Source organism: Metapseudomonas boanensis (assembly GCF_018704125.1).
In the GTDB taxonomy this organism is placed as follows: domain Bacteria; phylum Pseudomonadota; class Gammaproteobacteria; order Pseudomonadales; family Pseudomonadaceae; genus Metapseudomonas; species Metapseudomonas boanensis.
The window spans coordinates 121,809-141,651 of sequence record NZ_JAGTIS010000013.1 but is presented as its reverse complement, the minus strand read 5'-3'; the positions used below and the strand labels follow the sequence as shown (position 1 = coordinate 141,651).

Sequence of the window (19,843 nt, the reverse complement as noted above, 5' to 3'; positions counted from 1 at the left end):
CACCCGCCACCTGGCCCACCGAGCCGATATCGCGCAGCGCCTGCCTGATCCGTTCCGGGTAGTGCTCGTAGGGCTGGTGCGCCGAGAGCATGTCGTTGTAGGCGGTGACAATGGCCACGTTGGCCGCATCCATCAGGCGCAGGCGCTGCTTGTCGCCCCCACCGCAACCGGCCACGCCGTGGGCGAAGTTGGCGCATTGCAGCTTGCCGCGTTGCGGCCCCTCGCTGGCCGCCTGATGGATCATCGCCAGATAGCGCTCGCGGGTCGCGCGACTGCGCTCGATCAAGCGCTCGGTTACCTCAAGGACGCGGGGATGCATGGTTCGACTCCAGGCACTGAACGGGTTTGGCGTCAAACACAACATTCCTGTCGCGATTGAGGCCGTAGGAGAAAAAACAATCTGGATTGCTGTACGGGGTGCCCGCGTCAAAGGCGGCCAAAGGTGCGCCGCCAGCGAGCTGAAGTCCTGAACGGATAGCTGCAGTCAGTCAGCTGCTCTCTCGAATCACCAACTCGAAGCCCATGTCCTGAACTGGCTCCTCGACCACCTTGCCGGCGATCAAGGTGAGCATCTGCTCGGCCGCCCGGCGACCGATGGCCTCACGCGGAGTGCGAATACTGCTGAGGCGCGGCACCATAAAGGCCGAGCTGGGCAGGTCGTTGAAACCAAGTACCGCGACCTGCTCGGGAATCTTCACACCACGACGCATGGCCTCCAGCAAGGCGCCTTGGGCCAGGTCGTCGTTACAGAAGAAGATGCCGTCGATCTGCGGGTGACTGGTCAGCAACTGAGTGAACAACTCCCCACCCAAACCAACGGAAGACGGCCGCGGCGTCAGTACTTCCAGACCCGGATCATAGAGCCCGGCCTTCTGCAGGGCGCGACGGAACCCTTCACCGCGCAGCAGGGTGCGCTGATCGAGCTGCGCGCCGACAAATGCCAGACGGCGCCTCCCGCGCGACATCAAATGTTCGGCGGCTGTCGCACCGGCCTGCAACTGCGAGAAACCCACGCAGTTCAGCCCGGAGCCTGAGTCCAGGTCCATCATGTAGACGCATGGCACACCGCTGGCCTCAATCATCCTGCGCGCGCTTTCGGTTCGTTCGAAACCCGTGAGCAACAGACCGCGCGGCTGGTAAGCGAGGTAATTGCGAATCAGGTCTTCCTCTTCGTCGCGCGAGTAGTGGAAGTTGCCGATCAGCACTTCCAGCCCCTTGGGTCGCAATACCGCATGGATAGCCTCAAGGGTATCGACGAACAGTTGGTTCGCCAGCGAGGGAACCAGCACCACCACGGCCTGGCTCTGGGCTGACGCCAGGGCACGTGCCGCGGGGTTGACCACATAGCCCAACTCGCGGGCGGCCTCCCGGACTTTCTGCGCCAGATCCTCCGCAACAGTGGTGATGCCGCGCAACGCCCTGGAGGCGGTAATCGGACTGACGCCAGCACGCCGCGCCACTTCGTTGAGGGTCGGGCGTCCCGTGGTACGGGTATTCTTGTCGCTGTTGGCAGAAGTCATGGGCCTGCTTGTCAAACAAAAACTTCGGCATTAAGGTAGCGCTGTCTCGACGGTTCGGCAATTGCCTGAACACATTTCCTGACCCGGCCTGCTCGAGATTGCCCCAGCGGCCATCCACAAAAATGACAAAATGCGGCGCCAGAGCCTGATTTTCGTGTGATTCAAGTCGAAAAGACAGCGCTGTCTCCGTGCTGAGGTGTCACATGGTTCAACCTATCAATGCGCTCGTGATCATGGGCGTTTGCGGCTGCGGCAAGTCCAGCGTCAGCCAGGCGTTATGCCAGCGCAGCGGCGCCGTCCCCATCGAGGGCGACGCATTCCACCCCCCGGAAAACATCCGCAAGATGAGCGAAGGAGTCCCCCTCTCCGACGACGACCGGGATGGCTGGCTGAACCTGCTATGCGACGAGTTGCGTCGCGCCTTCGAGGCTGGACAGCGCCCGGTGCTGACGTGCTCCGCCCTGAAGCTGCGCTATCGGGAGCGCCTGCGCAACGCCGTCCCCGGCGTCGGCTTCGTGTTCCTTGAGCTGACGCCTGAGGTCGCCACCCGACGTGTAGCCCACCGTCCTGGCCACTTCATGCCGGCAACATTGATCGATAGCCAGTTCGAAGCCCTGGAGCCGCCTTTGGACGAGCCTTTGACCCTGGTTCTCGACGCCACCCAGGACGTCGAGCAACTGGCCGAGGCCACCCATACTTGGTGGCTTGAGCATCCAGCGAGCTGACCGATTGAGTTCTGCCCGACAAAGACAGCGCTATCTCACATGCTCCTGTCCACAACAATGACAATAGAGACATACCTATGCTTGCCATTTCCCATGACACCTTCCTGCTCCTGGATGCAGTGGTCACCATCATTGGCCTGATCGTCCTGATTACCCGCTTCAAGTTTCACCCGTTCATTGCCCTGATCATCGCCGCGATCTTCCTTGGCCTGACGTCTGGAATGCCGGTGGAGAAGATCGTCAAATCCTTCCAGGAAGGTTTCGGCGGCGTCCTCGGCTTCGTCGGCGTGATCCTAGCCCTGGGCACCATGCTCGGCAAATTGATGGCCGAGTCCGGCGGCGCCGACCAGATCGCCCGCACGCTGATCCAGGCGTTCGGAAAAGAGCGCGTCCAGTGGTCGATGATGCTCGCAGCCTTCCTGGTCGGCATTCCGTTGTTTTTCGAGATAGGCTTCGTCCTGCTGATTCCCCTGGTGTTCATAGTCGCGCGGCGCACCGGGGTATCGCTGATCAAGATCGGCATCCCACTCCTCGCCGGCCTCTCGGTGGTCCATGGCCTGGTTCCGCCCCACCCCGGCCCCCTGCTGGCGATCGGCGTATTTGGTGCGGATATCGGCAAGACCATCCTCTATGGACTGATCGTTGCACTCCCGACCGCGGTGATTGCCGGTCCACTGTTCGGTAGCTTCATTGCTCGTCGCATCCCTGGAAGCCCATCACCGGAACTGGTCGAGCAACTCGCCCACGAACCTGAGGCCAGCGATCTGCCCAGCTTCGGCGTGACCTTGGTCACCGTCCTGATGCCGGTATTCCTGATGCTGCTGAAAACCTTCGCTGATGTAGTCCTGCCCGACGGGCATATGATTCGCGCCTGGCTGGACATGATCGGTCACCCCATCAGCGCCCTGCTCCTGGCCTTGCTGCTGGCGCTCTATACCTTCGGTCATGCGCGTGGATTCAACTCGAAGCGAATCCTCAAACTGCTGGATGAAAGTCTCGCCCCTACCGCAGCGATCGTCCTGATCATCGGCGCAGGCGGTGGTTTCAAGCAAATGCTGGTTTCCAGTGGCGTGGGCGACGTGATCGGCCACCTGGCGGTGAACGCTCAGATCTCGCCGATTCTGCTCGCCTGGCTGGTGGCAGCGGTAATTCGTATCGCCACCGGTTCGGCGACGGTGGCCACCATTACAGGCGCAGGCATCGTGGTGCCGGTGATCGAACTGATTCCCGGGGTCAACCGGGAACTGCTGGTGCTCGCGACCGGTGCAGGCTCGCTGATTCTCTCGCACGTCAATGACGCCGGCTTCTGGCTCGTGAAGCAGTACTTCAACATGAGCGTCAGCGAGACCTTCAAGACCTGGACCGCCATGGAGACGATCCTCTCTGTCGTTGGCCTGGTGTTCATCCTGCTGCTCTCGTTGGTGGTCTGACGGAGCGGTTGCAAGACAGCACGCCGATCCAGCCCATAAGGGCTGGATCGGCGCGGAGTGCCGTTACCAAGCAGAGTCCTTAGGCGGCTTGCAGGCGCAAGGCCTGAGCATGCCAGGTAGATTGAAGGCACCCTGTCAGATGGACGGACTCGTTGCCTCGGCGTGCCTGGGCAGGCCAATAGAAATCAAGGCGGCCGACAGCACGAAAGCCGTAGACACCCAGAGGCAAGCTTGCAGCCCATAAGCCTGGAATATCCATCCGGACAGGAGTGTGCCGATCAGGCGCCCCAAAGCGTTGGACATGTAGTAGAAGCCCACATCCAATGACACGCCGTCCTCCTTGGCATAGGAGACGATCAGGTAGCTGTGCAGCGAGGAGTTCACCGCGAACAGCGCTCCGAACAGCATCAGACCACCCAGCAGTACAACCTGGGCCGACCAACCTGCCGAAAGGCCAAGTGCGATGCCTGCCGGCCAAACCGCCAACATGCTGGCCCAGACGAACGCCGCGCGACCATCCGGAACATGCCCGCGGCGCTTGCCCGTGATCGCGGGCGCGAAGGACTGGACGATACCGTAGCCGATAATCCAGGTCGCAAGAAAACCACCCACTAGCCAGAAATCCCAGCCGAAGACGGTGCTCAGATAGACCGGCAAGGCCACCACGAACCAGACGTCGCGTGCGCCAAACAGGAACAGCCGCGCCGCAGAGAGAATGTTGATCGCTCGACTCTTGGAGAGAATGTCGCGAAATTTCGGCTTCGCTTTGGCTTTGCCCAGATCCCTCTTCAACGTCAGCAAGCTGCCTAGCCAGATCAGAGCCAGCACAGAAGCCATGGCCAGCACGGCCCCCTTGAAGCCCAGCAGGGCCAGCAAGGCGCCGCCAAGAAAGAAGCCTACGCCCTTGAGCGCATTCTTCGAGCCGGTGAGGATGGCCACCCATTTGTAGAGCGTGCCCTGCTGGCTGTCGGGCACCAGGAGCTTGATCGAGCTCTTGGCGCTCATCTTGTTCAAGTCCTTGGCGATGCCGGACAGCGCCTGCGCGCCCATCACCCAGGGGATGGTCAGCCAGGCGGCGGGCACCGTGAGCATCAGCAAGGCCAGCACCTGCATGCCGAGGCCGATGTTCATGGTGCGGTTCAGACCCAGGCGAGCGCCCAGGTAGCCCCCGACAAGGTTGGTGATGACGCCGAAGATCTCGTAGAACAGGAACAGCGCAGCGATCTCTAGCGGCGTATAGCCCAGGGTGTGGAAGTGCAGCACCACCAGCATGCGCAGTGCGCCATCGGTGAGCGTGAAGGCCCAGTAGTTGCCGGTCACCAGCAGATACTGGCGCACTTCCGGGGCGAGGGCTGACAACGCATTCATGATCGCTTCCTGCCCCTATCAGCCGGCCAGACCAACCAGCTTCGCCAGTTCCACGGTGCGATTGGCGTAACCCCACTCGTTGTCATACCAGGCGTAAAGCTTCACTTGGGTACCGTTGACGACCATGGTCGACAAGGCATCGATGATCGACGAGCGCGGGTCGGTGCGGTAGTCGATGGACACCAGCGGCCGCTCCTCGTAGCCGAGGATGCCTTTGAGTTCGTTCGCGGCGGCAGCCTTGAGCAGCGCATTGACTTCCTCCACCGTGGTGGCGCGCTCCACCTCGAACACGCAGTCGGTCAGCGAGGCGTTCGCCAGCGGCACGCGCACGGCATGGCCGTTCAGGCGGCCACGCAACTCGGGGAAGATCTCCGCAATGGCCGTTGCCGAGCCGGTGGTCGTGGGGATCAGGCTCATGCCTGAAGCACGAGCTCGACGCAGATCCTTGTGCGGCTGGTCAAGGATGCTCTGGGTGTTGGTCAGGTCATGGATGGTGGTAATCGAGCCGTGGCGGATGCCCAGATTCTCGTGGATCACCTTGACCACCGGGGCCAGGCAATTGGTGGTGCAGGACGCAGCGGTAACGATGCGGTGCTCAACGGCATTGAACAGGTGCTGGTTGACGCCCATGACTACGTTCAGTGCGCCCTCCTCCTTGACCGGCGCGCTGACCACTACGCGCTTCACGCCCTGATCCAGGTAAGCCTGGAGCATAGCGACCGTCTTCATCTTGCCGCTGGCCTCGATCACCAGATCGCAATCCGACCAGTCCGTGTCAGCAATGGCCTTGTTGGCAGTGACGCGGATGCGCTTGCCGCCGATCAACACGTCATCGCCTTCACTTGAGACCTCGTGGTGCCAGCGTCCATGCACCGAGTCGAAGTTGATCAGGTGGGCATGGGTGGCGGCGTCACCCGCCGGGTCATTGATCTGCACGAACTCGAACTCTGGCCATTCCCAGGCGGCGCGCAGCGCCAGACGACCGATACGACCGAATCCGTTGATACCGACTTTGATTGTCATACTCGTGCTCTCGAATGAATGCGTGGGTCAGTGGGCAGCGTCGAACTGGTTGATCCAGTTGACGTGCGCCGGGTGATGAATGGCTTTGGGACGCAGGGCCTGTACCTTGGGATGGCTGTCCGACGCGTCACCTGGAAGCGGCAGCCCGGATGGATCGAAGATGCGCGTCTCAGCGCCGAAGCGCTCAATCAGCCGCACGGTTTCCTCCGTCAGCAAGCGACTGAATGAGCGCATGCGGGTCGATCCGCAAAGCAGCAGGATGCGCGGCTTGTGCGTGGCCGACAGCAGGCTGCCGGCGCTATAAGCCTTCATTCCAGGGGGAGCCAGGTGGTTGAACATGGCTTCATAAAGGATGCTGCGGCAGCTGTTAGCGGTGCAGAGAAACAAGACTTTCATCGGACTATCCATTTTCGATAGAGCGGAAACCCGAGTGGTCTACCTCAACAGCAGGCAGCAACGCGTTCAGGACGGTCGCCCATGCCTTCCAGGCGCTTCGAGTCAGGGGTGAGCCAATACTTGTTGGCTTCCAGAACAGTCGTCAGCACGTTGTGCACCCAACCAGGCAGATTGGGGTGCAGACTGTAGTAGACCCACTGGCCCTGACGGCGATCGGCCAGCAGACCGCAGGTCCGCAATTGCGCCAGGTGGCGGGAAATTTTCGGCTGGCTCTCATCCAATGCACAGGTGAGTTCGCAGACGCACAGCTCCTCTTCGCGGGTGATGAGCAGCATCAGGCGAACGCGGGTTTCGTCCGCCAGGCATTTGAAGACGGTGGTAGGAGTCAGAGGGTCGGCCATAGCGGTCTCAGCGTAATGTTGCGCCTGTTTATATGTGGAGAATCGAATATACGTATGGGCATATATTCTGTAAACCAAATATCCTGCTTTCCCATCAAAGAAGATCTGAATATTCAACTATCCAGATCCGCTATCACACTTTAATCACGGTCGACCGGCGCCTCCAAGGGCCAACAGCCGGCAGAACCTTGCATTGAAAAACGGCAGAGGCGCGCAAGGACCGCCCTGCCTGGTGGCCCCGGTGGCGCCTCTCGATTCCCCCATGTGTCGTCCCCAGTCACCAGAATCTACACTCAGCCAGGGTGTGTCCCGGCGAATGGTCGAGCCCCCAGGGAGAGCCGTCTGATGCCGTCGATCCAGTCCCCGTACACTCATGGTTTCTTTCGAGTCGCTGCGTGTACCCCGCGCGTGGAGCTGGCCGACCCGCGCGCAAACCTGGCGGCGACGCAGGAGCTCGCCCAGCAGGCAGACCTGCGGCAGGTCGGGTTGGCGGTATTTCCTGAGTTGGGATTGTCCGCCTATGCCATCGACGACCTGCTGTTGCAGGATGCGCTCCTGGATGAGGTCCAGGAGGTGCTGGCCGAGCTGTGCTGCACCACTCGGGATTTGAGCCCGATCCTGGTGGTCGGCGCTCCCTTGAAGGCTGAGGGCGCCCTGTTCAATTGCGCTTTGGCGATCCATCGCGGGCGCATCCTCTGCGCCGTGCCCAAGACCTACCTGCCGAACTACCGGGAGTTCTACGAAAAACGCCACTTCGTCTCTGCCCGCGACGCACTGTGCACGAATCTGAACATCGCCGGACAGGAAGCCCCGTTCGGCACCGATGTGCTCCTTGAGGTTACGCAGGTACCCGGATTGGCGATTCACCTGGAGATCTGCGAGGACCTGTGGGTGCCGCTACCGCCCAGCAGCTACGCAGCGCTGGCCGGAGCCACGGTGCTGGTTAACCTGTCAGCCAGCAATGCCACCATCGGCAAGGCCGAGTACCGCCGATTGCTTGGCGCCATGCAGTCCGGCCGCTGCATAGCGGCATACGTTTACAGCGCGGCCGGCTACGGCGAGTCGACCACCGACCTGGCGTGGGACGGGCACGCGATGATCCACGAGAATGGAGAGCTGCTCGCCGAGAGCCAGCGCTTCACCACCGCTGGGGGCATGATCCTGGCCGATATCGACCTGGACCGGCTGCGTCAGGACCGCCAGCGCACCACCAGCTTCACCGATTGCGCCAGCCTGCACCGCGACCGGCTGGACCACTTCCGTCGGGTCGCCGTGGCATTCCAACCACCCGAGGGCGACCTGCCATTGCAGCGCAAGGTGGAGCGGTTCCCCTTCGTGCCTTCCGACCCACTCAGCCTCGACCAACGCTGTGCTGAGGTTTATGCGATCCAGCAACAGGGTCTGGCCAGGCGTCTACAGGCATGCGGTCTGGAACACGCGGTGATTGGCATTTCCGGTGGCGTCGACTCCGCCCAGGCCGCGCTGATCACCGCAGGAGCCTTCGACCTGCTCGGACTGCCCCGCTGCCAGATATTCGGCTATAGCCTCCCTGGCCTTGCCACCGGCAAACACACTCGCAGCAATGCGATGGCACTGATGAAGCAGTTAGGCTTCAGTGCGAGCGAGATCGACATACGACCCGCCTGCCTACAGATGCTGCGCGACATCGGGCACCCCTATGCACGCGGTGAGCCGCTTTACGACATCACGTTCGAGAACGTCCAGGCCGGAGAACGCACCTCACACCTGTTCCGCCTGGCCAACTTCCATCGGGGCCTGGTCGTCGGCACCGGAGACCTGTCCGAACTAGCGCTTGGCTACACCACCTACGGTGTCGGCGACCAGATGTCCCACTACGGGGTCAACGCCTCCCTGCCCAAGACGCTGATTCGCCACCTGCTGCATTGGCAGCTCGAGCGCCAGCCTGCGCCTGTCCGCCAGGTCCTGCGCAAGATTCTCGCCACCGCCAGCTCCCCGGAACTGGTTCCCACAGGAGACGAAACCCAGCTACAGCGTGCAGAGGACACGGTGGGCCCCTACGCCTTGCAGGACTTCTTCCTCTATTACATCAGTCGATTCGGCTATCGGCCGGCGAAGGTCGCCTACCTGGCCGAACAGGCATGGGGGGATGCCGCCCGCGGCAACTGGCCAAGCAACCTGCCCGATTCCGAGCGCGTCGCCTATTCGGAGGAAGTTATCCGCCACTGGCTCGCGGTATTCCTCCAACGCTTCTTCGCCGGCAGCCAGTTCAAGCGTTCGGCACTGCCGAACGGGCCCAAGGTCGGTTCGGGCGGTTCGCTCTCACCGCGGAGCGACTGGCGTGCACCCAGTGATTCGCACGCAACGGTCTGGCTGGATGCACTGAACCGTCCGAGGCGCCGGTGAATGGCCACGCCGAGGTGATTGCGCGACTGAAGACGAGATCCGCTGAGTTTCAGTGGTGCAGCCGGTGCCACGCACATAGGTGCGGCCCAGTGCTTGATCAGTCCTTGCCCCTTCGCTTCTGCGGCAGCACGATTGACCGAGGAACACGACCTCAAACAGAGGCATAGACCACCATGAACGCAGCGCTGGTTTCACTGGAGCATGACGTGCTGCTGGTCGTCGATGTGCAGAACGACTTCTGCAGCAGCGGGGCCTTGGCGGTCCCTCAGGGTGAGGCTGTCGTGCCACTGGTCAACCAACTGGCACAGCGCTTCGCTCACGTGGTGCTTACCCAGGATTGGCATCCGCCGAGGCACATGAGTTTTGCCAGCAGCCATCCGGGACGTCAGCCATTCGACAGCGTGGAAATGCCGTACGGCACGCAGACACTTTGGCCCGACCACTGCATCCAGGACAGTTGGGGTGCGGCATTTCACCCGGATCTCCAGATACCCCACGCCGAGCTGATCCTGCGCAAGGGTTACCGCCGTCAGATCGATTCCTACTCGGTCTTCTACGAGAACGACCGAAGCACGCCAACCGGTCTGGGCGGCTACTTGCGGGAGCGCAGTTTCAGACGGCTATTCCTGGCGGGGCTCGCCACGGACTATTGCGTACTGTATTCGGCACTGGATGCCCGCCGGGAAGGCTTCGAAGTGGTGGTGGTGCAGGAGGCCTGCCGCGCGATCGACCTCGACGGCTCGCTGGCGTCCGCGCTGGCGGCCATGCACGCGGCTGGCGTGGAGTTCGCATAGCTTCCGTACGAAAAATGCGGATGCACGATGTAGGTTGGCGCCGAGCCTGCGAGGCCCAACATGTGGCCCGAAGGGCCACCCAACGCTGCTTTGGGCGAGGCAAGCGCCGCCTTGTTGGGCCTGGCGGTGTTCCGCTTCACTCCTCTCAGCGCCAATCTACAGAACCTAGGGCGCCGCTTCCTGCGAGCCCAGTCCGACCAGACGGTCGGCCTCCCTGGCGAGCGCCTCGAGGGCAGGTGCCACCTGCACCGGATAGGCAGTGCCAGCCAGCACACCGCGCAGCGTGACGGGCAATGTCGCGAGTTGGGCTCGCGTCCGCGCCCTCACCTCCTCCAACGTCGGCGACGGCTGCAGACGCTTGCCCTGGCGCATGACTGGCATGATCAGCGGCGTCCCGCCAGCGTTATCGCCTTCCAAGGTCAAGGTGTCGCCGCAACACAGGCCTTGCGCATCGAAGCGCCGAAACACCTGCTTGCGCCCTGGCCAGGTCGCCTTGCCTTCAGAGTGCTTTCGCCGGGGTTTGCCGGCATATTCCTGCAGCTTGTAGGCGCAATCCAGGGCTGGCGCATCAGCCGAAGTATCCAGGTGCGTACCCACCCCATAGCCATCGATCGGCGCGCCCTCCTCGACCAGCCGGGCGATCAGGTACTCGTCGACATTGCCACTGGCGAAGATGGTGGCATCGCCCAACCCGCCATCGTCGAGGATCTTGCGCACCTTGCGCGCGTGGGCGCCGAGGTCGCCGCTGTCCAAGCGTACGCCACGTATCCGGATGCCACTGGCGGCCAGCCGCGGGGCCAGGGCCACCACCTTGTGCGCTGCCACTTCCGTGTCGTAGGTGTCGATCAGCAATACAACCGAGCCGGGCAGGCTATGGGCGAAGTGTTCGAACGCCTTGTCTTCGCTGTCATGTGCCTGGATGAATGAGTGAGCCATCGTTCCGTACAGGGGAACACCGAACTGGGCACCCGTCAGCACCGTGGCCGTGCCATCGAAACCGGCCAGGTAGGCGGCACGACCGGCATAGACGCCAGCTTCGGCGCCGTGTGAGCGGCGCAGTCCGAAATCCACCAGCAACCGCCCAGCCGCGACCAGCACGACACGCGCTGCCTTGCTGGCAATCAAGCTCTGGAAGTGCAGCAGGTTGATCAACCGCGACTCCACCAGTTGCGCCTCCGGCAGAGGAGCAGTAACCCGGAGGATCGGCTCGTCGGCAAAGAACGGAGTGCCTTCGGCCATGGCGTGGACCTCGCCGGTGAATCGCAGCCCGGCCAGGTAGTCGATGAATGGCGCCTTGAACTGCCCCTGGCCCCTCAGCCATTCCAGCTCGGCCTGGGAGAATCTCAGGCCTTCCAGGAAATCCAGGGCCATCTCCAAGCCCGCCGCCAGATAGAAATTGCGGCAAGGTGGCAGCTTGCGGGCAAAAAACTCGAACACTGCCATATCGAACATCCCTCGCTCGAAATAGCCTTGCAGCATGGTCAGCTGGTAGAGATCGGTCAGCAACGTGCCGGGCGGGTCGATCCGGAGCGGATGAGTGGCCATAAGGCGTTCTCCTGAACCACGCGTATTACCATGATGCTCGCCTCCCGGATGTCGACGTAGCGCTAACGGAGCCGATCGAAGCGAAACCCAACGCATTTCGAGCATCTGCCCAAATTTGACCGCCAATCACCTTTTTCACCTTGAGCCTCGGCGGCCGGATTTTCTTGATCCATATCAAGCAGGTTGCGCATCGCCAGCCTCCCCGCCGCCGAAGGTATCCAAATGCCACGGCACTCTTTGCCCTTAACACCTCAGGCTTTGTTTGAGTGAGGGCGCAGGCCACCCGCACCAGACGTACGGAAGCCTGGGTGACGGGATACCCCAAGGGCCATTGTCAACTCCAGGGCCGCGCCTCTATGCGCAAGGCCCCTTTCACACCTGGACGCACCTTCTGTTCGATGGGAATGCTGAAACACACACCAGGCCCATCGGCCAGGGGCTTGCTGTCAGCGACGATGCCCGGCTTGCCGGGGTTGGTTTCCTGAAAACCGTACTTCAGGCTCCAGCCACCGATCGCACTCGGGCCGGGAAAAGCCTCGACGATGATCTGCCGCTGCAGGATGTAACCACCTTCGTAGTGCCTGTCGAGGAACAGCAGCCCATCCACTTCATAGTCCGGAACCAGGATCCTCAACTCGAAGGCAAGGCTGACCGAGCCGGACGCCTTGACGCTCTTCGTCGGATCGAGAAACACCGAGAACAGATGCGGGCTCTGGCTGCGATCGGGCGCGCGCACCGTGCCATCGGCACCGGGGAAGAGTTGAGCATAGGTGCGAAAAATCGCCGAGTTCTCTCGCAATTCGCGGCGGGTGATCTGCCATTGGCAGGCACGAATACTCACTGCCACTTCGAACTGGTAGGACGCCCTCACGGTTTTGCCAGTATCCAGCGCCTTCTGCACCTCGATAGGCAGGCTGATGTCATCGATGTCGAGCACGCCATCCATGCGCAACTGGCCGAACAAAAAACGGGTGAGATTCTGGTATCCCTCCTCCGAGTTGACGATGCCGTAGTAGCCGGAGTGGCTTCGGTGCACGAAGGCGCGCGGCGAAGCGATGTTCGTGCCGCCAGGACCGGGTCCATGGGTGGTGGCATTGCTGATGCGCACCAGGCCATCGCTGGCTTCCCCCGCCGCCCAGGCCGAGGCTCCAGCCGCGACCCGGTAATCCTTGGGATTGGTGCCGACCAGGTTGAATATTCGCTGCGGCGCAAAGCCCTGGACGATCGACACGTCATCGCCTTTGGGCAGCGCCAGGTAAGCAGCCATGCGTTCGCGGTTGAAATTGTCAACGTCACCGAAGGTGAGCCAGCCCGGCACATTGCGCACGATGCGCATGTCGATGCCGTTGTGCGGAGTGGCATAGGTGAAGACCTTGTCCACGGCCGCGCGGGCTTCGCTCGATCCGAGCGCAGGGTTCTGCAGGAAGGCACGGCAAATCAGCCCGCCCATGGAGTGAGCGACCAGGTACACGCGAAAGTCGGCGGGCACCAGGTGGTTGGCTGGGTTCTCCAGGAGCTTTGCCTTGAGCTTGAGAATCAACTCGCTGAGGCGCTTGGCGAAATGCTCCATGGGCGGCGTATCGCCGGAGCCGAACACCTCGGAAGCTTCGTCGTAATAGCGGTAGACAACCACACAGCGATAGGGCAGCAGCGCGCCGGGAGTGTCGAGCTGGTCCTGCCCGTTGTCGAACAGATCGTTGTAGCCGTGCTCGCTCATCAATCGCACGAGTGGCGACTCGAAGAAGAAGCGATGGGTATCACCACCCCAGGCTTGGCGTGCCCGCGTCGAGCCGAGGTTGAAGCCCATGTAGGGATCGGAAACAGCGTCCTCGATCTCGATGGTAGTGGCGGCAAAACCGCGCACGTAGATGATCGGATGGTAAGGATGCAGGCTCGGGTTGGCCATGGCGTAAGCTCCTTGCATGTTCAGGCAGGACTACGCCACCAGCTGTGCGATCAGCGCTGCGTCCACGACGCCGGTCGCCGGCAGTCCGTGCGCCTGCTGGAAGTCCTTGATCCGCGCCGCACTGGTTTGCCCGTAAACACCGTCGGCCTTGATGTCGGAACCCGCAAGGGACAGGCCCAATTGCACCAGCCTCACATCCAGCCCACGCGCCAGCGGGGTTTGCAGTGTCAGCACACGGCTGCCTGGTTGCGGTCCGTCGTAGCAGCCCGGGGGCGTCCCGTTCAGGGTGGCCGTGGAAATCTCCAACCCGCGCACCACCAGCGGCAGATCAAGCCCCCAGTGGTTCTGTTCGATAAGGCGCCTGAAGGCCTCCATTCGGTAAACCGTAGGATGCAACGCCTCGTTATCGTGGTTGGCCAGCCAGGATTCGCGGGTCTCGATGTAAGCCTTGATCCACGCCTGCTCACCCAGCGTGTCGAAGCTCCCGGATTCGGCCTGGACGCGATCACGAATACGCTCCCAGGAGCCGTGCACGGTGCTGTCGTAGACCACCGCCATGCCTAGCGGTGTGGTGATGCCCAGCTCGCCGGCTGCGCGCTCGGCTTTCTGCCAATACACCTGGTCGAAGAAGGCATCCTGGGTTTCCCGCATCACCGGATCATCAGCGCTGGCGCGCAGGATGTTGTGAAGATGCCGGTCCTGGTCGAGCGCGACATCACGCGCTTTGCAGCGTCCGAGAAAAGGATTCAGCCGCGTGGCAAATCGAGCACCAGGATTCTGGCAGTAGCGCTGGAGCAACTCATGCAGGTTGCCGGACCCGAGCGTGGTCTGTGATCGGCCGAAGGTCAGGTGGCCTGTATCGCCTCTGATCAGAGTGACGTTGCCGTAGTCACCCAGCACGCTGCCGGTTTCGAAGATGTTGACGATCGCCTGGGCGGTCTTCTTTTGCGTAAGCGTAAGCATGATGGTTCTCCCACATTGCTGATGGGCTCGGTGCACGGTTCACTGCACCGTGCCATCCGGGCAACTGGACGCAGCTGCTCAAGCCACCAGGTGGGATAACGGCACTCGCACCTGCTGTTCCCGATTGAGAATATTCAGCAGCAACATCACCCGCTCCTCGCCGTCGATGGAGAGGAAGATCGCATCCATCTCGGCATAGGGGCCTACCTTGACGTGGACCTTGTCTCCGGGACTGAGCACCGCGGTTTCAGCCGCCGTGGCGCAACGCTGCATGAGGTGTCGGATGATCTCATCGGAAACACGGCAAGGTTGCCCGGCAAAACTGACGATCCTGCTCACACCTCGGGTGGAGCGCAGTGCCGTCCAGTTGTCCTGGGCATGCAGGTGGATAAAAAGGTAACCGGGGAACATCGGTTGACAGAGCCGCCTGAGCTTGCCCCGTTTGATCGTTTCTACGTCCATGGTCGGGCAAAAGCAGCCAAAGCCCTGGCGCAGGAGATGCTCGCGCGCCCGCTCATCCTGCCGTGTCTTGCACTGCACGAGGTACCATGCAAATTCCGGTATTTTCATTTTCGAGTTCATATGCCGTCCCTAGCGAGAGCCAACTTTGACCTGACGTTAGTTCTTCTCTGATCACACTGCAGGCGTGCAGCACCAGCCGGCCGACTAACGGTCAAACAGGCAGCAAGTTCGGCTCAATATACTTCCCAGGATGTCCGCTTGTCGGAAACTCCCTACTTCACCTGGCGGAAGAATTGTTGGTCTTCATAGCCGAACTATCCTGAAATTCACTTTCCCAGATGCCCATATATGAGGGCACTTTGCCATCAACTACAGCAGACGGAATTGTGTCAGTTTGGTGTGAACATGTTTCAGCTCGGAAAACCTGGCCGCCACCACGAATCGCGGCTGGCGGTAGCCTTGCCCTACTTCAGCTTTTCGCTAACTCCTTGAGAGAATGATGCTTTTCTGACCGCAGCGCGGATGCAGAAGATCGTCATGAGATTGCCTTGGCAATGCTCGCGAAGTGCCATTACTCCAAAAGATCAGCCATAAACAGCCCTCACCACTTTTATTGAGTGCGTTAATTTCTAGCTGGCCGCTTACTTCTAACCAGACTGGATTGAACTACGTCAAAAAAAGAACTTCAGAAACCCTGAAAACAAATTCACTCGATAACTTCAGGTGTAAGCGACATTAAAGTGTCGACTTACTTGCCTGGCCAACAGTGTTGCCGCTGAACAAAGAAACAACTGTACGCACTCATATGTCCGCCCTCGATCAAGTGAACTGATCTCTACACACAATCCACCAGGAAAGTCCCTGCCGGACAGTCCCTGGGTGGGTCCTCTGCACAGCACAGGAGTCGGCGCCATGGCCCAAGTCAGCTATCCCGGTGTCTACATTGTCGAAAAAGCCAGCGGGGTACGCACCATCACCGGTGTTGCGACCTCGATCGCAGCGTTCGTCGGCTATACGCGCAAGGGTGTGCCTGACAAAGCCGTGGCCATCACCAGCTTCGCCGATTTCGAGCGCAGTTACGGCGGGCTGGATCGCGACAGTCCGCTGTCCTACGCCGTACGCCAGTTCTTCATGAATGGCGGCACACAAGCCTTGATCGTGCGCGTGGCAATCAACCACGCGACCGCCTCCTGGGTGCTGGAAGATGGAACTCCGGACGACGTGCTCGACGTGACAGCGGCAAGCCCCGGCACTTGGGGCAACGGCCTGCGCCTCACGGTTCAGCATACGGGCGTGCGCAATCCCGATGCAGATTTCAACCTGGTCGTCTCGCAGTTGCAGCCAGATGGCACCACGCTCGTCCCGGTCGAGACGCACCGCAACCTGACCCTCGATCCGAACTCGCCGCAGTACGCTGAAGCGGTGATCAACAACGCCTCTGCGCTGGTCCGCGTGACGCGCCATGCCGGCCTGGTATTCGCCGAAGCCGGACTTGCTGTCAGTACCGCCATCGCGTTCCCGCTCGCACCGACCAACAACACCATTGGCGGCACGCTGGACGGCACGACTCCCTTCCTCCTGACCCTCGCCGACTCCCCCTGGAACAACATCGGCGAACTGGTCACCGCCGCCACGGATGCGATCACGGCAGCGGGTCTGGGCGCGCAGTTGCAAGCGTCCGAAACGGGTGCCGACGGTGGCGCCGGCAACGGGCACCTGACCCTCGAATCGCTGACCGCCGGTGAGTCATCGAGCGTGATGATTGCGGGCGGCTCCTTCGGCGGACTTAGCGCGACCATCCACATGGGGCTCGCCAACGGCGGGCGCGAATTCACCGGCGCCGCCGAGCACCGCCCCGACGTTGTGAGCAATGTAGTGCCCTCATCGCCCGGCGCCGATGGCACACGAGGCGGCGCGACCAATCTGGTCGGCAACGAACTGGCCAAGACCGGCATCTACGCCTTGCTGGATGTGGACCTGTTCAACATCCTGTCGATCCCGGAAACCTTCGACATGACCACTGGCCAGGTGGCTGGCGTGATTCCGCCTGCAACTGCGCTGTGTGAGTTGCGCCGGGCCTTTTACATCGTCGATGCCCCGGCCGGCCTTGCTTTGGCCACCATCGGCGGCTGGGCCAACGGCGCCTCGCAATCGCGCAATGCCGCGACGTACTTCCCACCTGTGCGCATCGTCGATCCTCTGGACGGGCTGCGGCCACGCGCCATGGCCCCCTCGGGCACCCTGGCCGGCATCTATGCGCGCACCGACGCCACACGCGGCGTCTGGAAGGCGCCTGCCGGCACCGACGCCACACTCAACGGCGTGCTGGACCTGGCCCTGCCGGTCAACGACCTCGAAAACGGTCAGATCAACCCGCTGGGCGTGAACGTGCTGCGCAGCTTCCCGGCCTATGGCCGCGTCGCCTGGGGCGCGCGCACGATGAAGGGCGCCGATGCGCAGGCCGACGAGTACAAGTACATCCCGATCCGCCGCCTGGCCCTGTTCATCGAAGAGAGTCTGTACCGCGGCACGCAGTGGGTCGTGTTCGAACCCAACGACGAACCGCTCTGGGCGCAGATCCGCCTCAATGTCGGCGCCTTCATGAATGGCCTGTTCCGGCAGGGCGCGTTCCAAGGCATCACGCCGCAGGAGGCCTTCTTCGTCAAGTGCGACAAGGAAACCACGACACAGGCCGACCGCAACCTCGGCATCGTCAACATCCAGGTTGGATTCGCGCCGCTGAAACCGGCGGAATTCGTTGTCATCACCATCCAGCAGATCGCTGGTGACCTGCAATAAGGGAGTCGGATCATGGCCCAGTTCGCCGTTAACACCCATCGGTTCGATCCCTACAAGAACTTCAAATTCCGTATCAAGTGGGACGGCCGCTACGTCGCTGGCGTCAGCAAGGTCGGGGCGCTCAAGCGCACCACCGAGGTGGTCGAGCACCGCGAAGGCGGCGACCCCTCCACCACGCGCAAGTCGCCCGGCCGCACCAAGTACGAAGCCATCACCCTGGAACGCGGTGTCACCCATGACCTCGAGTTCGAGGCCTGGGCCAACAAGGTCTGGCACGTGGGCACCGGCCTCGGCGCCGAAGTGAGCCTCAAGGACTTTCGCAAGGACGTGATCCTCGAGGTCTACAACGAAGCCGGCCAGGTCGTGCTGGCCTACAAGATCTACCGCTGCTGGGTCTCCGAGTTCCAGGCGATGCCCGACCTCGACGCCAACGCCAACGCCATCGCCATCCAGACGCTCAAGCTGGAAAACGAGGGCTGGGAGCGCGATCCAGAAGTGTCCGAACCCACGGAACCCTCGCTCGCGGGGGGATAGCGCACCATGGACCTGTCGCCATCGCCCGCTATGCTGCGCCCATTCGGCCAGATCACCGACCTCGACCTCGACTTCGGCGACGAAGACCGACCGGGCCTCGTGACCCGGCTGCTCGCGCAATGTGGCGGGCACCCTGACCCTACCTACTGGTGGGCGCTTCCCGTGAGCCTGCGCACTGCGGCCTTGCTGCGACTGGTCGCCATCACCGAGCGGGTCGATGCCCTGCCCTTCACGGCCCCCTGTAGTTGCGGTGAGACGTTCGAGTTCGAACTGCCACTGCAACCACTGGCCGCAAGCGCGGGCGAGATGGGGCCGATCCAGGTGGAACTGGACGGGCAGCGCTCGGTGACGCTGCGGCGCCCCACCGGCGGAGACCTGCGCCAGTGGCACGCGGCAATGCCGGCCTCACGAGCCGAAGCCGTGCGCATGATGCTCGATGCTCTGCTTCAGGACGGCCAGGTTCAGCCGGATGACGAGGTGCGACTGGCCGAGTTGGTCGCGGAGGCAGACCCACTGGTGGCGTTCACGGTGTCCTGCCAGTGCCCCGCCTGCGGCGCCGCGAATGAAGTACCGATTGACCTCGACGCAACGGCATTGACCCGGCTCCGTGCACGCCAGCGCGCGTTGCTGATCGAGGTCCACTGCCTGGCCTCGCATTACGGCTGGACCGAATCCGACGTGCTGGCGATTCCCCCGGCACGCCGGGCGCAGTACCTCGCACTGATCGAGAACCCATCATGAGCGACTACTTCGATTCCCTGATGCGCTCAAGCGGCCTGACGGTAGGCAGCAGCATGCCGACCCGCCAGGCACCTCCCGCCAGCCGTCCAAGCCTGGTCGCGATCGACATCCAGCACAGCGTGCCGGTCATCCAACCGCTGCCTGCATTATCGTCGCAACCCGCAACGCTGCCGCAAACCGCAGTAATAGCCAACGAAGCGCCTGCATCACAGCGTGAGTTCGATCCACCACCTGCTCGGCCGATGGCCGCGATCAGCCAAGCACGCGCATTGGCCGACGGACCATTAGCCTTCGACGGACACGCAGCCGGGGTGCATCTCCGCACGCAACAGGCGGAGCCGCCCATACCCTCCGTCGCCCCGGCTGCGCCCGTTCCGCCGCCACAGGCTCACGCACTGGTGCGCGCAGCTATGCAGTGGGTCGCGGCTGATCCGCAACAGGCGTCTCCCGAACCCCGGGCCAGCGCACCGCGCGAGCGGTTTGTAGCGCCAACCGAACCCGCAAGACCCCACGCGGTGATATCGACACCCGTTGCCAAGGCAGAAGCCGGGCCACAATCCGCGCAGCCCGCACAGGTTCAGCCGCTAGCGCACCCGCTGGCTCCTGGGGAAGATACGCCACGCCGTCCCGGCACCCCGGCAACACCGCTGGCGGCACCAGTCACAGCGTCGCCTTCGCCGCGTGATGAGCTGTTCGAGATCTCCATCGGCGCGATCCATCTACGCGTAGAGGCCCCGACGCCGCAGACCGTCGCCCGAGTGCCGCCACCGCCCAGCGCAGCGCAGCGCGCTGCCGGCCCATCCATCACGCCTCGCAGCGCCCTGTCACGGCGCGCCCTGCGGCGGATCTGA

General features: G+C 62.3%; 17 protein-coding genes and 2 pseudogenes. 8 read left to right on the top strand and 11 right to left on the bottom strand.

Translation table 11 applies throughout. From position 1 onward, the window contains the following. A pseudogene (locus J7302_RS20770) lies at nucleotides 1-319 on the bottom strand (phosphogluconate dehydratase); the annotation flags it as partial. Nucleotides 320-488: 169 nt separating this feature from the next. After that, nucleotides 489-1,520: an HTH-type transcriptional regulator GntR gene (gene gntR / locus J7302_RS20765; protein WP_215378988.1), complete on the bottom strand. Its 1,032-nt coding sequence runs from the start codon at nucleotides 1,518-1,520 to the stop codon at nucleotides 489-491. A 203-nt stretch (nucleotides 1,521-1,723) separates the two neighbouring features. Between gntR and J7302_RS20760 the strand changes: the two genes are divergently transcribed. Further along, on the top strand, nucleotides 1,724-2,245 hold the full coding sequence (locus J7302_RS20760) for a gluconokinase (RefSeq protein ID WP_215378986.1): 522 nt from the start codon (nucleotides 1,724-1,726) through the stop codon (nucleotides 2,243-2,245). 77 nt (nucleotides 2,246-2,322) lie between these two features. Then, the gene (locus J7302_RS20755; RefSeq protein WP_215378984.1) at nucleotides 2,323-3,675 is read left to right on the top strand and encodes a GntP family permease; all 1,353 of its coding nucleotides are present in this window, start codon (nucleotides 2,323-2,325) and stop codon (nucleotides 3,673-3,675) included. A 135-nt stretch (nucleotides 3,676-3,810) separates the two neighbouring features. Here J7302_RS20755 and arsJ read toward each other — a convergent pair whose 3' ends face one another. The 5 genes and pseudogenes from arsJ to J7302_RS20735 form a co-directional block, all read right to left on the bottom strand. Next, entirely contained in the window at nucleotides 3,811-5,043 is a 1,233-nt protein-coding gene (gene arsJ, locus J7302_RS20750; protein ID WP_215378981.1) for an organoarsenical effux MFS transporter ArsJ, read from the bottom strand. Between the two features lie 18 nt (nucleotides 5,044-5,061). After that, nucleotides 5,062-6,066, bottom strand: a complete 1,005-nt coding sequence (locus J7302_RS20745) for an ArsJ-associated glyceraldehyde-3-phosphate dehydrogenase (protein ID WP_215378978.1) — start codon at nucleotides 6,064-6,066, stop codon at nucleotides 5,062-5,064. A gap of 27 nt (nucleotides 6,067-6,093) precedes the next feature. After that, nucleotides 6,094-6,378 carry an NADPH-dependent FMN reductase gene (locus J7302_RS26655; RefSeq protein WP_349814468.1) on the bottom strand — a complete coding sequence of 95 codons (285 nt, stop codon included), beginning with the start codon at nucleotides 6,376-6,378 and terminating at the stop codon, nucleotides 6,094-6,096. Further along, nucleotides 6,364-6,462: pseudogene (locus tag J7302_RS26885) on the bottom strand (arsenate reductase/protein-tyrosine-phosphatase family protein); the annotation flags it as partial. The gene J7302_RS26655 and the pseudogene J7302_RS26885, both read right to left, overlap by 15 nt. A gap of 44 nt (nucleotides 6,463-6,506) precedes the next feature. Then, entirely contained in the window at nucleotides 6,507-6,863 is a 357-nt protein-coding gene (locus tag J7302_RS20735; protein ID WP_215378972.1) for a metalloregulator ArsR/SmtB family transcription factor, read from the bottom strand. Nucleotides 6,864-7,208: 345 nt separating this feature from the next. Here J7302_RS20735 and J7302_RS20730 point away from each other — a divergent pair, with 345 nt between their 5' ends. After that, nucleotides 7,209-9,248 carry an NAD(+) synthase gene (locus J7302_RS20730; RefSeq protein ID WP_215378970.1) on the top strand — a complete coding sequence of 680 codons (2,040 nt, stop codon included), beginning with the start codon at nucleotides 7,209-7,211 and terminating at the stop codon, nucleotides 9,246-9,248. 173 nt (nucleotides 9,249-9,421) lie between these two features. After that, the gene (gene pncA, locus J7302_RS20725) at nucleotides 9,422-10,042 is read left to right on the top strand and encodes a bifunctional nicotinamidase/pyrazinamidase (RefSeq protein ID WP_215378968.1); all 621 of its coding nucleotides are present in this window, start codon (nucleotides 9,422-9,424) and stop codon (nucleotides 10,040-10,042) included. Nucleotides 10,043-10,207: 165 nt separating this feature from the next. Here pncA and J7302_RS20720 read toward each other — a convergent pair whose 3' ends face one another. The 4 genes from J7302_RS20720 to rfaH all read right to left on the bottom strand — a co-directional run bounded on the left by J7302_RS20720 (nucleotide 10,208) and on the right by rfaH (nucleotide 15,038). Continuing rightward, nucleotides 10,208-11,587, bottom strand: coding sequence for a nicotinate phosphoribosyltransferase (locus J7302_RS20720; protein ID WP_215378967.1), 1,380 nt, complete (start codon nucleotides 11,585-11,587; stop codon nucleotides 10,208-10,210). Nucleotides 11,588-11,921: 334 nt separating this feature from the next. Continuing rightward, on the bottom strand, nucleotides 11,922-13,493 hold the full coding sequence (locus tag J7302_RS20715) for an esterase/lipase family protein (RefSeq protein ID WP_215378966.1): 1,572 nt from the start codon (nucleotides 13,491-13,493) through the stop codon (nucleotides 11,922-11,924). Nucleotides 13,494-13,523: 30 nt separating this feature from the next. Beyond that, nucleotides 13,524-14,456, bottom strand: coding sequence for a peptidoglycan-binding protein (locus tag J7302_RS20710; protein ID WP_215378963.1), 933 nt, complete (start codon nucleotides 14,454-14,456; stop codon nucleotides 13,524-13,526). Nucleotides 14,457-14,534: 78 nt separating this feature from the next. Next, on the bottom strand, nucleotides 14,535-15,038 hold the full coding sequence (rfaH, locus tag J7302_RS20705; protein ID WP_215378961.1) for a transcription/translation regulatory transformer protein RfaH: 504 nt from the start codon (nucleotides 15,036-15,038) through the stop codon (nucleotides 14,535-14,537). Between the two features lie 792 nt (nucleotides 15,039-15,830). Between rfaH and J7302_RS20700 the strand changes: the two genes are divergently transcribed. The 4 genes from J7302_RS20700 to J7302_RS20685 are packed head-to-tail and all read left to right on the top strand — an operon-like array spanning nucleotide 15,831 to nucleotide 19,843. Next, nucleotides 15,831-17,717, top strand: coding sequence for a phage tail sheath C-terminal domain-containing protein (locus J7302_RS20700; protein ID WP_215378959.1), 1,887 nt, complete (start codon nucleotides 15,831-15,833; stop codon nucleotides 17,715-17,717). Between the two features lie 12 nt (nucleotides 17,718-17,729). Then, entirely contained in the window at nucleotides 17,730-18,251 is a 522-nt protein-coding gene (locus J7302_RS20695; RefSeq protein ID WP_215378957.1) for a phage tail protein, read from the top strand. Nucleotides 18,252-18,257: 6 nt separating this feature from the next. Then, on the top strand, nucleotides 18,258-18,992 hold the full coding sequence (locus J7302_RS20690; protein ID WP_215378955.1) for a hypothetical protein: 735 nt from the start codon (nucleotides 18,258-18,260) through the stop codon (nucleotides 18,990-18,992). Next, the gene (locus J7302_RS20685) at nucleotides 18,989-19,843 is read left to right on the top strand and encodes a hypothetical protein (RefSeq protein WP_215378954.1); all 855 of its coding nucleotides are present in this window, start codon (nucleotides 18,989-18,991) and stop codon (nucleotides 19,841-19,843) included. Before J7302_RS20690 ends, J7302_RS20685 begins: the two co-directional genes overlap by 4 nt.

Bases quoted from the DNA above. Each gene is read 5' to 3' on its own strand.
- gntR (WP_215378988.1), bottom strand. From the start codon at position 1,520: ATGACTTCTGCCAACAGCGACAAGAATACCCGTACCACGGGACGCCCG.
- J7302_RS20760 (WP_215378986.1), top strand. From the start codon at position 1,724: ATGGTTCAACCTATCAATGCGCTCGTGATCATGGGCGTTTGCGGCTGC.
- J7302_RS20755 (WP_215378984.1), top strand. From the start codon at position 2,323: ATGCTTGCCATTTCCCATGACACCTTCCTGCTCCTGGATGCAGTGGTC.
- arsJ (WP_215378981.1), bottom strand. From the start codon at position 5,043: ATGAATGCGTTGTCAGCCCTCGCCCCGGAAGTGCGCCAGTATCTGCTG.
- J7302_RS20745 (WP_215378978.1), bottom strand. From the start codon at position 6,066: ATGACAATCAAAGTCGGTATCAACGGATTCGGTCGTATCGGTCGTCTG.
- J7302_RS26655 (WP_349814468.1), bottom strand. From the start codon at position 6,378: ATGAAGGCTTATAGCGCCGGCAGCCTGCTGTCGGCCACGCACAAGCCG.
- J7302_RS20735 (WP_215378972.1), bottom strand. From the start codon at position 6,863: ATGGCCGACCCTCTGACTCCTACCACCGTCTTCAAATGCCTGGCGGAC.
- J7302_RS20730 (WP_215378970.1), top strand. From the start codon at position 7,209: ATGCCGTCGATCCAGTCCCCGTACACTCATGGTTTCTTTCGAGTCGCT.
- pncA (WP_215378968.1), top strand. From the start codon at position 9,422: ATGAACGCAGCGCTGGTTTCACTGGAGCATGACGTGCTGCTGGTCGTC.
- J7302_RS20720 (WP_215378967.1), bottom strand. From the start codon at position 11,587: ATGGCCACTCATCCGCTCCGGATCGACCCGCCCGGCACGTTGCTGACC.
- J7302_RS20715 (WP_215378966.1), bottom strand. From the start codon at position 13,493: ATGGCCAACCCGAGCCTGCATCCTTACCATCCGATCATCTACGTGCGC.
- J7302_RS20710 (WP_215378963.1), bottom strand. From the start codon at position 14,456: ATGCTTACGCTTACGCAAAAGAAGACCGCCCAGGCGATCGTCAACATC.
- rfaH (WP_215378961.1), bottom strand. From the start codon at position 15,038: ATGAACTCGAAAATGAAAATACCGGAATTTGCATGGTACCTCGTGCAG.
- J7302_RS20700 (WP_215378959.1), top strand. From the start codon at position 15,831: ATGGCCCAAGTCAGCTATCCCGGTGTCTACATTGTCGAAAAAGCCAGC.
- J7302_RS20695 (WP_215378957.1), top strand. From the start codon at position 17,730: ATGGCCCAGTTCGCCGTTAACACCCATCGGTTCGATCCCTACAAGAAC.
- J7302_RS20690 (WP_215378955.1), top strand. From the start codon at position 18,258: ATGGACCTGTCGCCATCGCCCGCTATGCTGCGCCCATTCGGCCAGATC.
- J7302_RS20685 (WP_215378954.1), top strand. From the start codon at position 18,989: ATGAGCGACTACTTCGATTCCCTGATGCGCTCAAGCGGCCTGACGGTA.